At 70.6% G+C, this 12,909-nt stretch carries 9 protein-coding genes and 1 tRNA gene; 4 read left to right on the top strand and 6 right to left on the bottom strand.

From position 1 onward, the window contains the following. Positions 1-4,968, bottom strand: a 4,968-nt coding sequence (locus VF697_RS04625) for a CHAT domain-containing protein (protein WP_331092259.1), incomplete at its 3' end; no start/stop codon positions are given. A gap of 206 nt (positions 4,969-5,174) precedes the next feature. On the opposite strand from VF697_RS04625, the gene VF697_RS04630 reads away from it, so the two are divergent. Then, complete coding sequence (locus VF697_RS04630; RefSeq protein WP_331092260.1) at positions 5,175-5,963, top strand: hypothetical protein; 789 nt, start codon at positions 5,175-5,177, stop codon at positions 5,961-5,963. Between the two features lie 72 nt (positions 5,964-6,035). Here the strand turns inward: VF697_RS04630 and fdxA are convergent, their stop codons facing one another. The 4 genes from fdxA to VF697_RS04650 form a co-directional block, all read right to left on the bottom strand. Further along, on the bottom strand, positions 6,036-6,374 hold the full coding sequence (gene fdxA, locus VF697_RS04635) for a ferredoxin FdxA (RefSeq protein WP_331092261.1): 339 nt from the start codon (positions 6,372-6,374) through the stop codon (positions 6,036-6,038). A gap of 102 nt (positions 6,375-6,476) precedes the next feature. Continuing rightward, positions 6,477-7,565 carry an aspartate-semialdehyde dehydrogenase gene (asd, locus tag VF697_RS04640; RefSeq protein ID WP_331092262.1) on the bottom strand — a complete coding sequence of 363 codons (1,089 nt, stop codon included), beginning with the start codon at positions 7,563-7,565 and terminating at the stop codon, positions 6,477-6,479. 100 nt (positions 7,566-7,665) lie between these two features. After that, positions 7,666-8,007: a rhodanese-like domain-containing protein gene (locus VF697_RS04645; protein ID WP_331092263.1), complete on the bottom strand. Its 342-nt coding sequence runs from the start codon at positions 8,005-8,007 to the stop codon at positions 7,666-7,668. 110 nt (positions 8,008-8,117) lie between these two features. Beyond that, positions 8,118-9,272, bottom strand: coding sequence for an acyl-CoA dehydrogenase family protein (locus VF697_RS04650; protein ID WP_331092264.1), 1,155 nt, complete (start codon positions 9,270-9,272; stop codon positions 8,118-8,120). A 126-nt stretch (positions 9,273-9,398) separates the two neighbouring features. Here VF697_RS04650 and VF697_RS04655 point away from each other — a divergent pair. From VF697_RS04655 to VF697_RS04665, 3 genes are all read left to right on the top strand, one after another. Continuing rightward, a tRNA-Cys gene (locus VF697_RS04655) sits at positions 9,399-9,470 on the top strand. Positions 9,471-9,799: 329 nt separating this feature from the next. Continuing rightward, a complete protein-coding gene (locus VF697_RS04660) occupies positions 9,800-11,149 on the top strand; it encodes a M20/M25/M40 family metallo-hydrolase (RefSeq protein ID WP_331092265.1) in 1,350 nt (449 codons plus the stop codon). An 88-nt stretch (positions 11,150-11,237) separates the two neighbouring features. After that, entirely contained in the window at positions 11,238-11,834 is a 597-nt protein-coding gene (locus VF697_RS04665) for a Uma2 family endonuclease (RefSeq protein WP_414641237.1), read from the top strand. Between the two features lie 9 nt (positions 11,835-11,843). Here VF697_RS04665 and VF697_RS04670 read toward each other — a convergent pair. Continuing rightward, the coding region (locus tag VF697_RS04670; RefSeq protein WP_331092266.1) for a phosphoribosylformylglycinamidine synthase subunit PurQ at positions 11,844-12,909 on the bottom strand (1,066 nt) is incomplete at its 5' end.

Below are 12,909 nucleotides of genomic sequence, written 5' to 3' on the forward strand. Positions count from 1 at the left end.
CTGCGCCTGACGGAGCGCATCCAGGGTGTCCACCTGGGGCGCCTTGCGCAGCTGGGCATAGAAGGCGGCCATCAGCTCGCTGGTGACCTTGTCGTTCACCTGCCACAGCGAGGCCACGATCGCCGGGGAGCCCGCCGTCCCGAAAGCGGAGGCGAGGGAGATGAACTCATCGCCGGCGTCGTTGCCGTGCTCGATGGCCGTCTCACAGGCGGACAGCACCACCAGGCCCGTCTTGCCCGCCAGCCCCTTGACCCCGTTGATGTCCCTCACGGTGAGCGGCTCGCGGGCCATCTTCAGGTGGCTGAGGCGCGGATCCCGGCTCAGCACGCCGTGGGTGGCGAAGTGGAGGATGTCGTAGCCGCCGGCCAGCTCGAGGAAGCGCTCGCGGGTGGCCTCCTGCCCATACAGGACGCGCGCGTTGGGGAAGGACTCGGAGGTGATGCGCTCCAGCTCCTCGCGGGCCCTCACCAGGGAGCCATCCGGGTTGGCGAAGCCCAGCAGGGTCCGCTCCCGCACCTGGCGCTGGGGGCTCATCAATTTGAAGAAGGTCGTGGAGGAGAGGTAGCCGAGCCGGTGCCGCTCCAGCACATAGACCGGGCGGCCGGAGGCATCGGGCACGGAGAGCGCGTGGAAGGGCAGGTAGTAGAGCGAGCCGAAGGGCACCACCAGCGTCGTCTTCGCCCGCGCCATCTCCGCCTCGATGGGGGCGATGAGCCAGCCGTGAAGCCGCTCGGCCAGGGCCTCCACCTCGTCGGACTCCTCGGCGAGCGCGGTGTGGTAGGCGAGCACCGCCTCATCGACCTGACTGGGGGGCACGGACACCTTCACCACCTGGGTGCGCTCCTGGTCCCGGGTGAGCAGGAAGGCGTAGAGCGCGTCCGAGGCGATGAAGTACACCACCACCAGCGTGCCCTCGGGCAGCGCGCCGCGCACCTCCGAGATGGACTGGGGATTGATGGCCAGCAGGTTGTAGAGCTGGCGGTGGTCGGCCTTGAGGTCCAGCAGCTGCTGCTGCATCTCCTCCCGGGTGCTGGCCACCACCTTGGAGAGGGCCTGGATGCGCGCGTCGCTGCGCAGCTCGGGCGGTTTGGAGTACTCCTCGGAGAGCTGCCGGTGGGCCGCGCGTGTCCTGGACTCGGCCTCCTCGAGTTGCTGGAGCTTCTCCTGGAGGGGGCCGTCCTGGTGCTTCAGGCCGGTGGAGTCGAACATCTGGCGCAGGCGCGTGTCGTGCGAGAGCTGGAGCAGCTCGAGCGCGCGCTCGGTCTTCCCCAGGCGCAGGTACAGCTCGATGGCATCCTGGAACACCTGGCGCCTGCGCCCATAGGAGAGCAGGCGCTCGCGGTCCGCCTCGCCGCTCGCACCGCCGATGACCCGGCCGAGCTCGGTCACGGCCCGTTCATAGTGAGCGGAGGCCTCGGCCTGCTTGCCTCCCGCCGCCAGCGCCCGCGCCTGGGCATAGTAGGCCAGCCAGCGCTCCTCGGGGATGTCGGTGGCGTCGGCGATCCGCACCGCCTCGCCCGCGGCCGCCAGCGCCGCCTCGGACTGGCCACGCTGCACCTCCAGCAGGGCCAGCTCCGACTGGGCATGCCCCATCATCACCCAGCGCTTGCGCTCGCGCGCCAGCTCGATGACGGAGACCAGGGCCTCACGCGCTCGAGGCAGGTCACCCAGCGCCGCGCGCGCCTCGCCCACGCCCATGAGGGCCTGCGCCTGATTGAGGGAGTCCTCCAGGTTTCCATAGAGCACGACGGCCTGCTCGTAGGAGCTCAGGGCCGCCCGCGGATCTCGCGCCGCGAGCAGCGCGGCGGCCCCGTCCCACAGCCGGGCCTCCGCGCGCGTCCACGTGTCTCCCGTGCGCTGGCCCAGCCGGTAGGCTTCCTCGAAACGTGCGCGCGCCTCCCCCGCGTCCCCCTGCGCCATGGCCAACGCCCCCAGGATCATGAGGGCGTAGCGCTCGTTGCGGGTATCCAGCGCCTTGCGGCTGCGCAGCAGCATGTCCTCCGCCAGCTCACGGGACTGCTTCGGCTCGAACATCAGCCGTGCCAGATCCGACAGCGTGCCGAGCGTCTCGCGCAGCAGGCCCTGATGGCCGGTGCGCTGGGCGAGCTGGAAGGCGCGCTCCTGATGCTGCCGCGCGGCGGCGAGCCGGCCCCCCCCGGAAGCCAGCTGACCGAGGTCCCTGTGGACCTCCACCAGACAGACCTCATCGTCGAGCGCCTCGCACAGCAGCTGGCCCCGCGCGAGGACCTGGCCCATCGAATCGAGCGAGCCGATGCTGCTCTCGATGCGGGCGGCCCCCAGCTCCAGATCGTAGAGCAGGCGCGGGTCGCCATCCGCACGCGCCGCCTCGATGACGGGACGCAGGAAGCGCAGCGCCTCGGCATGCCGGCCCTGGCCGGAGAGGAACTGGGCTCTCGGACCGGCCATGAAGAAGGCGTGGCGCATGTCTCCCACCGCGTTGAACAGCTCGTAGGCCTGGGCGAGGTAGGCCTCGGCTGTCTTGGAGTCCTCGCGCGACTGGGCCTGCCGGCTCACCTCCACGAGTTGCGCGGCCCGATTGCCCCGCCGCGCGAGCTCCGCCACGTCGCGGGCGGCCAACTCCTTGACGTCCCCGCTCAGCAGGGGGCCGAGCACCGCGAGCGACTCGTTGAACTCGCCGAGGACCACCAGCGCCCGAGCGAGCGCCATCCGGGCCCCCGCATCCTCCGGCCGCTCCTCGAGTGCCAGGCGCGCGCGCACCGCGGTGAGGACACGGGCCCGGTACGGAGTCTCCGCCCGCACCGCGTTGGCGGCGGCCACCTTCAACGACAGGGGCACCAGACGGGACCTCGACGAGGCGATGGCCCAGCTCGCGTCCTCATGGTGCGGGGTCCCCTTCAAGGCGTCCACCTCGATGCGGGCCCGCTCCCCGAGCTCCAGGTCGACCAGCGAGCGCACCAGGCGCAGCCGGTTGCGCGCCACGTCCCGGCCCTCCGCGATGGCGCGTGCGGCCTCCTCCGCGCGCACGGTGGCCTGGAGGGCGATGCGCATGTCGGAATCCTCTGGGAGGAGCGAGTGCCCCTCCTTCGCCCAGCGCAGCGCCTCCTCGTAGCGCCCCTCGGCGGCACTGAGCCTCGCCCTCATCAGACGGGGCCAGGCGTACTCCTTGTCCTCCAGGGCCCGTTCGGTGGAGGCCCGCGCCTCGGCCAGCCGGCCCTCCCTCAGGTGGAGGCGAGCCCTCAGCTGGTGCGTGTAGTGCTCCTCCGGCGCGAGCGCCTCGGCCGCGTCCAGCTCGACGGCGGCGGTGGCGACGGCTTTCGAGTCCGTGCTCGAGATCAGGCTCGCGGCGAGGGCCTGACGCGCGGCCACGTCCCGGGGGGCCCGGCGGATCTGCTCCCGCCACAGCTCCCAGGCCAACTCGTCCTCGTAGTCCTCGTTGGCCACCTCCGCCAACCGTTTCAGTCGCGCCTCCGCGAGCCCCGGCCGACCGATCCGATCCGCGACCTCGAGCAACTGGCTCACCCACTTGCGGACATCCGGAATCATGTGGTTTTCAATATCGTCCCTGGCCCACGTCTCCAGGGTGTCCAGTTGCGACAGCAGGGCGACACGCTCCTGTCCGGTCCGCGCCTTGTCGAGCTCCGCCTTCTTCTTGCTCACGTCGAGCACGGTCAGGTACCGCGACTGGGCGCTGTCCCAGTTCCCCTCGGTCTCATTCAGCTCGGCGAGCGCGAGCAGCGCGGACACCGAGCCGGGTCGTGCCTTGAGCCGCTTCTGCTGCTCGCAGGAAATCATCCACCGCGAGATGCTCTCGTTGGGCCCGTGCGCCAGCAGCTTCTTGAAGATGCCGAGCGCCTCATCGAAGCGCTGCTGCTTGCAGGCCACGTAGCCTCGGTACCTGGCCACCCGCTGGGGATTGTAACCCGCCGCCTCCAGCCGCTCGAGGTCCCGGAGCGTGGCCGCGTACGCGCCCCGGTCGAAGTAGACGTCCATCCGCTTCCAACGCGTCGCCGTGTCGTCCGGATCCTTCTCCAGCAGGGCGCTCCACACGCGCACGTTGATGATCGACTCGAGCCGCTCGCGCAGTGGCTTGTCGTCCGGCAGCAGCGCCAGTGCACGGCGATAGGCGTCCTCCGCCTCGGCGAAGCGTCCCTCCTCAGCCGCCGTGTCTCCCTGGTCCATCAAGGGTTGGGCCCGGCGCTCGGCGGTCAGCCGTTGCCCCGAGGGCGTACCGGAGACGACCCACGTCGCGTACGTCTCCACCAGCTTCCAGGTGGTGCACACGTACTTGGCCGGAAAGGCGCGCACGTAGTCGGAGAAGGCCAGGACGTCCTCGGGGCCCGTGGCCGCGAGCGCCTCCTGCAACGACTGGCCATGGAAGCGACCGCCCTCGACGCGCTCGGTGAAGCGCGCCCTCTGCGCCTGCGCGCGGATCTCCGCCACCATGGCGTCGAGGACGCGCGCGCGCCAGGCCTCGGGTGGCACACCGAGGATGTCCCCCAATTCGTAGAAGAGGGTCTCGTCATCCAGGTGGCGAAACACCACGTCCTTGAGGGCCAGCTCGAAGAGCGGGTCATCCCGCTGCGCCTCGGTCACGACGAACCGGTAGCCCAGGACGTCGCCTTTCCGCACCGGCGAGGTCACCATCGACAGCTTCAGCACGGCCGAGTGCTCCTCCAGCGACGCCAGCCGCGCGAAGGCCAGGAGGACGGGGTAGCCGAGCACCCGCTGCCCCTGATCGTTCTCGCGCATCGGGAAGATGCGCAGGACGCGCACCTCGCGCGTCAGCCCCTCCGCGCGCCCGCGGTTCACCCGCATCGTGGTGGCATCGATGACCTCCACCACCCGTCCGAACGCTTCGTAGCGCACCGTCGCGGGGGGAGTGGAGGCGGGTGCATCGGCCGCCGCCGCCGGCAGCGAGGCCGTGGCCAGGAGCAGGAGGGTCAGCAGCAGGACGTGGAACCTGGAACGAAACAGAGTCGAGAACACCTTGGGGTCCCCCGTGCGGATGCACACCCGGTGTCGAGGGTATCAACCCATCTCCCTTTCCTCCTACTCGCCCCTCCCCGAGGCCCCGTCTCGCCCCTGAGCCTCCCGTCCACCGCCGGAGAGCCCGTCTCCGAGACCCTCCGACGAGCAGGCGTTGGCATGGGCCGTGCTCCCCCTCGGGTCCTACCCAGCTCCCGAGGGGCACCATGAAAGTCGCTGGTCGTGATGAGGCAGCACCCGCCCGGCAGGCGCCGGACAAGGGACGTTTCCAGGAAGTGCTGAAGAAGAGCGGCCCGGAGGCGAAGAGCGGCCCGGAGACGGTGAAGGCGCCCGTCCGAGGAGGACAGCTCGCCCGTCCCCCTGTGGGGACCGCACGCCCCCCCACCGGGACCGTGGCCACCACCGCGCAGGCGCGGACGCCGCAGCGGGGCGCCTTCGCCAGCTCCGAGCACCTCGGTCAGGTGCGCCAGGGCATGACCGTGGAGTCCCACCGCCTCCGGGACGTGCGAGGCCAGGCCCACCAGACGGACCAGGAGCGGGTGCGGCAGCGCGTGACGGACCTCATCTTCCGGGAGCTCGCCCGCGAGCCGCGCCCCGAGCCCGTGTCGCCCCACTCGGCCACACCCCGGGGCCTCGAGCCCTCGGCCTCCCCGCCCCCGGTGGAGGCGCTCTCCGCCGCGGGAGAAGTCCGCACGGGAGGGCCAGGAGGCGCCAGCGCGGCGGCCCTGGACACACCGAACCCCGAGGTCCGTGCCCAGGCGGCCCTGGAGCTCATCGAGAAGATCGAGGTGTTCGTGAAGTCCCAGCGCCCGGCGCTGGCGATGCGCCTGGGCGGAGCGTTGGACGCCACGGTGGAGGTGGAGCGCACCGGAGCGCGCGAGGTGTCCCTGCGCATCCAGGGGCGCCGGGGTCCCCTGCCCCAGGAGGACCTGGCGCGCATCCGCGACGCCCTGGCCGAGCGGGGACTGAAGCTCAGTGCCTTCCTGACTTCCTGAAGGCGACTCCAGACATGACAAAGGCCCTGCCGCCTCTGGGCGGAGGGCCTTCGGACGACCCCTGCCTGGGGCTTACTTCCCGCCGGGCTTGGGCTCGAGCATGCCGCGCTTGCCCTTCTGGTCCTTGAACTTGTCGGCCTCGGGCAGGGCGGCCTTCTTCTCCGCGATGTTCGGCCACTGGGTGGCGAACTGCGCGTTCAGTCCCTTGTACTCGGCGTACTCGGAGGGCAGGTCCGACTCGGGGAAGATCGCCTTCGTCGGGCAGACGGGCTCACAGGCACCGCAGTCGATGCACTCGTCGGGGTGGATGACCAGGAAGTTGGCACCCTCGTAGAAGCAATTGACCGGGCAGACCTCGACACAGTCGGTGTACTTGCACTTGATGCAAGGCTCGGTGACCACGTACGCCATTGAAATTCTCCTCTTGGACTGACTGAGTCCGTGCGCGCGCGCGCACACTAGTGGTTTTGTAACCGGGGTGGCACTCCCTAATTTGAGTGCTCCCTCGCCTGCTCAGCCCAGAAGTCCCTGGGCACGCATCAGTTCAGCTACCAGGATGGCGCCCTTGGCGGCTCCCATCTTGGTGTTGTGGGAGACGAGCAGGTACTTGAAGCCGTTCTCCAGCACCGCGTCCTCGCGCACCCGGCCCACCGTGGTGGCCATGCCCGCGTGGGTGTCCCGATCCAGGCGCGGCTGCGGCCGGAACGGATCCTCCAGCACCTCGATCCACCGCGGCGGAGCCGACGGGAGGTCGCGCGACACCTCGGCGCCCCGCCACTCGCGCATCGCCGCCGCCACCTCCTGCACCGAGGCCTTGCGCTCGAGTGAAACGAAGACGGACTCGGTGTGCCCCTCCATCACCGCCACGCGGGTGCAGGTGCAGGACACCCGGACGTCGTGCGGCAGCAGCGAGCCACCCCCGGCCTCCAGCGTGCCGAGGATCTTCTTCGTCTCCACCTGGACCTTCTCCTCCTCCTTGGGGATGAAGGGGATGACGTTGTCCAGGATGTCCAGGCCGATGACGCCCGGCGAACGGCCCGCGCCGGACATGGCCTGCATCGAGGTCATCAGCACCGACTTGACGCCGAAGCGCTCGGCCAGCGGGGCCAGGGTGATGGCCAGGCCGGTGGTGGTGCAGTTGGGGATGGGGACGATGTAGCCCTTCCAGCCCCGGCGCTTCTGCTGCTCGCGCACCAGGGGCGCGTGGGCGGCGTTCACCGGGGGGATGAGCAGCGGCACGTCCGCCTCGTAGCGGAAGGCGCTGGCGGCGGAGAACACGGGGATGTCCCGGGCGAGCCGGGGCTCCAGCTCCTTGGCCACGTCCGACTCCACCGCCGAGAAGGCGATGTCGTAGTCGCGGGCCTGGATCTCATTGCCGTTCACCACCTTCATCCGGGCGATGGACTCGGGGAGGGCCTCGGGGACGAACCAGGCGGTCATCCCATTGGCGGTGCGGAGCGCCTCCACGTACGTCTTGCCCGCCGAGCGCGGCGAGGCCGCCAGTCCGGTGAGCTCGATGGAGGGGTGGTCCTTCAGCGCGGCGATGAACTGCTGGCCGGCGAGTCCGGTGGCGCCAATGAGGACAGCACGAAGCTTGGCCATGGTGTCTGACTCCGTCCGTGGAGGTCGGGGGGGTGGCGCGTCCTTTACACCCTTTGGCGCCGGACTTCACCTCGTCATGACGCACGGAGCCAATCCGGCCTCAGCACAGCCCGGGGGCCGAGGCCTCCGAGAGGTGACTCTCCGTGGGCAGCCCGTGGGTGATCCACCCATGGAGGCCCCCGTCCAGACAGACGGCCTGACGCCCCCGCATCTGGAGCAGGCGGCAGGCCCGGTGAGCATCGGAGCCATCCGGAGCGCAGCCGACCACCACGATGAGCTCGTCGTCGGGGAGCACCTCCGCCTCTTCCAGGATCTCCTCGAAGCACATCCACAGCGCGCCGGGGATGTGGAGGCCGTAGCGCTCCCAGTCATCGGGATCACGGCAGTCGAGGACGAGCACTTCCTCGTCCCCGAGCCGCACGTAGAGCTCGGTACAGGGCATACGGGGATCCACCACCCGAGACCTCCTGCTGCGGTGTCTGTCTGGCAGAACGAGGAGCCCCGGTATGCCCTTCCCCGGTGCTCGCCAGCCCGCCCGCCGGGGTCGCCCGCCTAGAGACCGAGCTGCTTGGCGATGATCTCGTTCATGATCTCGCTCGTTCCCCCGCCGATGGGGCCCAGGCGCGCGTCGCGCCAGTGGCGCTGGATGTCGTACTCCATCATGTAGCCCGCGCCGCCGTGGAGCTGGAGGCACGCGTCGGCGACCCGGCAGGCCGTCTCGGTGGCCACCTTCTTGGCCATGGACGTCTGGGCGATGGCGTACTCGCCCCCCACGTGCAGGCGCAGCGCGTGGTAGGTGAGCTGGCGCGCCGCCTCGAACTCCGTGGCCAGGTCCGCCAGCTTGTGTCGCACCACCTGGAACTCGTTGAGCGAGTGGCCGAAGGCGCGCCGCTCCCGCACGTGGGCCATCACCCCCTCCAGCATCTCCTCCATGGCCCCGAGCGCCCCCAGCGCCAGCGACAGGCGCTCCCACTGGAAGTTGCCCATGATCTGATAGAAGCCCTGTCCCTCCGTCCCACCCAGGAGGTTGGCCATCGGCACCCGACAGTCCTCGAGGAAGAGTTCGGCGGTGTCCGAGGCGCGCCAGCCGAGCTTCTTCAGCTTGCGCCCCACGGAGAACCCCGGGGTGCCCTTCTCCACCACCAGGAGGGACAGGCCCTTGTGGCCGGCCTCGGGGTTCGTCTTCACCGCCAGGACGACGAAGTCCGCCCGGACGCCGTTGGTGATGTAGGTCTTCGAGCCGTTGACGACGTAGTGCGCCCCGTCGAGGCGGGCGGTGGTGCGCAGGCCGGCCACGTCCGAGCCGCCGTTGGGCTCGGTGATGCCGAGCGCGCCAATCTTCTCCCCACGGGTGGCCGGGGCGAGGAAGCGCCGCTTCTGGTCCTCGGTGCCGTACTTGTGGAGGGGGCCGGTGACGATGGTGTGCTGGGCCCCGAGGCCCGCGGCGACCCCGCCCGAGCCGCAGCGCCCCATCTCCTCGAGCAGCACCGCCTCGTAGAGCTCGCCGGCGTTGGTGCCCCCGTACTCCTCGGGGTACTTGAGGCCGAGGAAGCCCAGCTCGCCGAAGCGGGTGAAGAGCGCCCGGGGGAACTCCTCCTGCTCCTCCCACTGAGGGGCGAAGGGCTTCAGCTCCTTCTCGATGACCGCCCGGACCGTGCGGCGGAAGGCCTCGTGCTCCTCCTGATACAGCCCGTACCCCTGTAGCATCGTGACGTCCTCCGGTGGCGGGACCGCCCTCCCACCGATGCTAGCGGACAGGGATGTGCACGCTCCCCCTTCTGCTGTCTTGACCGGGCTTTTTCAGGCCCATATAAGGCCGTACACGTTTCTCGCGGCGCCATAGCCAAGTGGTAAGGCAAAGGTCTGCAAAACCTTCATTCCCCGGTTCGAATCCGGGTGGCGCCTCACCCAAGGCCCGAGGTGGACTCCGGTTCACCTCGGGCCTTCGTCTTTCGTGGGCCTCGGGCCCGAGCAACGGCCTTGCCGCCCTCGGAGGGCTGGGAGGATGCTCGCCGCTCCATCTTCACTGGAGCCCCTGTCTGAGCACCTCCTCCCGTCGACTGGCCGCCTCCCTCCTCTCCCTGTCCGTCCTCGGCTCGCCGGCCCTCGCGGCCGAGCCGTCCCAGCCCGCGGCGAAGGCTTCGGAGGCCTCGCGCGCCGAGGCGGCCCGGCTCACCGCCGCCTTCCTCGGCGACACGCCGCTGCTGCGCGACCTCCAGTCCCTCACCGACGAGGTGGGAGGCCGGGCCACGGGCGCGCCCGCCAACCTGCGCGCCGTGGACTGGGCCCTCGCCCGCTTCAAGGAGGCGGGTGTCGAGGCGCGCAAGGAGGCCTTCCAGATGCCGGGCCTGTGGCTGGAGCGCTCGGCGTCCGCCAGCGTGCGCGGCCTCGGGGTGGACTTCGCGCCGCGCATCGCGGCCATGCCCTTCTCCACCGCCACGCCCAAGGGGGGGCTGACGGCCCCGCTGCTCGATGCCGGCAAGGGCAGCGAGAAGGACTTCCAAGCGCTCGGGGAGAAGGCGAAGGGCGCCTTCCTGCTCGTGGATCAGGCGGAGTTGAAGGACGTGGACGGCCTGTTCCGCGAGTACGCGGAGTCCGCCGAGGTCGAGCAGCGCGCCTTCGCGGCTGGGGTGGCGGGGGTGGTGTACGTGGGCTCGCGGCCCAACAACCTCCTCTACCGGCACAACGTGTCGGTGGGCCTGCGCAACACGCGGCCAATGGTGGTGATGGAGCGTGACGGAGCGCTGCGCGCCCAGCGCCTGCTGCGCGCGGGCAAGACGCTGACGCTCACGGCGGAGCTCGACCTCCAGATCGGGCCGGCCTACGAGAGCTACAACGTCATCGGGGAGATCCGCGGGAGCACGCGCCCGGACGAGGTGGTGGTGGTGGGCGCGCACCTGGACTCGTGGGACCTGGGGACGGGCGCGCTGGACAACGGGGCCAACGTGGTGGCGCTGATCGACGTGGCCCGGCAGATGAAGCGGCTGGGGCTCAAGCCGGCGCGCACCCTCCGCTTCGCGCTGTGGAATGGCGAGGAGCAGGGCATGTACGGCTCGGCGGGCTACGTGAAGGCGCACGAGGCGGAGCTGGACAAGCACGTGATGGCGACCTCGTTCGACATCGGCTGCGGGCGCATCAACGGCTTCTTCACGGGCGGCCGCCCCGAGCTGCCGCCGCTGGTGGACCAGGCGCTCGAGCCGGTGAAGGGCCTGGGCCCCTTCACGCAGGTGGACGCGCCCATCGTGGGCACGGACAACTTCGACTTCATGATGCATGGCGTGCCCAACCTGGTGGCCAACCAGGAGCCGGCGCTCTACGGCCCGAACTACCACGCGCGCTCGGACGAGCTGGACAAGTGCGATCCGCAGCAACTGCGGCTCAACACGGCGATCGCCGGGGCGCTCGCGTACGGCTTCGCGCAGATGGACGCGAAGCTGCCGCGCCAGTCGCGGGCCCAGGTGGAGGCGCTGGTCCACAGCACGGACCTGGGCCAGCAGATGAAGAGCTTCAACATGTACGAGGACTGGGCCACCGGGAAGCGCGGGCGCAAGGGCGGCACCACCGCCGGCCCCGAGACCCGCTGACGCGCTCCGAGGCCGTCGGGACGGTGGCGCTCCGGCACCGGCGGCCTCGGGATTGCACAGGGCGAGGGGCATGCTGAAATCTCCACTCATGGCCCCCTCCGAGCCCCCGTCCACCGAGCGAAACTCCCCGTCCGTCGAGGCAGCCTTCCAGGCGGCTCCCGAGGAGATGGTGGCGGAGATCCTCGACGGCGAGCTGCACCTCAGCCCTCGCCCCGCCCGCCCTCATGCCAACGCGGCAACCCTCCTGGGCGCCCTGCTCATCCCGCCCTTCTGGCTCGGCAGGGGAGGACCGGGCGGCTGGGTCATCATCAACAAGCCGGAGCTCCACCTCGGCCCTCGTCCAGACAAGCTCGTACCAGACCTCGCTGGCTGGAGGCGCGAGCGCCTGCCGGACGCTCTCGGTGGGGACGGGGCCCCGGCGCATTACGGCCTCGCTCCGGACTGGGCCTGCGAGGTGCTCTCCGAGAGCACGCGCCGCCGGGATAAGGGCCCGAAGATGCGCATCTACGCCCGGGAAGGGGTGCGGCACCTGTGGCATGTGGACCCGCTCGCCCGCACGCTCGACATCTTCCGACTCCAGGGCGGCGACTGGCTCCTCGTCCAGTCTTTCTCTGGAGAGGAGCGGGTCCGCGCCGAGCCGTTCGAGGCCATCGAGCTCGAACTGGCGCTCGTCTGGTCCGAGTAGGGCTTCGCCTCAGCCCAGCGTCGCGCGGGCGTTGCGGAACATCCGCATCCACGGGCTGTCCTCGCCCCACTCCGGCGGGCACCAGGAGTACTGCACGCTCCGGCTCACGCGCTCCGGGTGCGGCATCATGATGGTGACCCGCCCGTCTCGCGACGTCAGGCCGGCGATGCCGTGCGACGAGCCGCTCGGGTTGGCCGGGTACTTCTCCGTCGCCCGTCCGTGGTTGTCCACGAAGCGCACCGGCACCACGCCCAGCCCATTCACCCTCGCCGCTTCCTCGGCACTGGTGAACTCCGCGCGCCCCTCGCCGTGCGACGAGGCGATGGGGATGCGGCTGCCCGCCATGCCCTGGAAGAACAGCGAGGGGCTCTCCGCCACCTCCACCTGCACCAGCCGCGCCTCGAACTGCTCCGAGGCATTGCGCACGAAGTGCGGGAAGTGCTCGGCGCCGGGGATGAGCTCGCGCAGCTGCGACATCATCTGGCAGCCGTTGCAGATGCCCAGGCTGAAGGTGCCCGAGCGCGCGAAGAAGGCGGCGAACTCGTCCCGCGCCCGCGCGTTGAACAGGATGGAGCGGGCCCACCCGCCTCCTGCCCCCAGCACGTCGCCGTAGGAGAAGCCTCCGCACGCCGCGAGGCCCGTGAAGTCCTTCAGCGACACGCGCCCGGCGAGGATGTCGCTCATGTGCACGTCCACCGCGCTGAAGCCCGCGCGCATGAACGCCCGCGCCATCTCGAGCTGGCTGTTCACGCCCTGCTCTCTCAGGATGGCCACCCGGGGCTTCGCGCCCTTCGCGACGTACGGCGCCGCCACGTCCTCCGTCGGATCGAACGTGAGCCGGGCCGACAGGCCAGGGTCGCTCGGGTCGCACTTCGCGGCGTACTCCTCCTCGGCGCAGCGCGGGTTGTCGCGCAGCTTCTGCATCTCGAAGCTGACGCGCGACCACAGCTCGCGCAGCGCCACGGTGTCCTCCTCCAGGAGCACCGTCGCGCCGTGGCGCACGCGCACCTGGAGCGCGGCCTGGGGCCGCCCGAGCTCGTGGCTCGCGGTGCCCAGCCCGTGCTTCGCCAGCACC

It is taken from the genome of Archangium sp. (assembly GCF_036388035.1).
Taxonomy (GTDB): Bacteria; Myxococcota; Myxococcia; order Myxococcales; family Myxococcaceae; genus Archangium.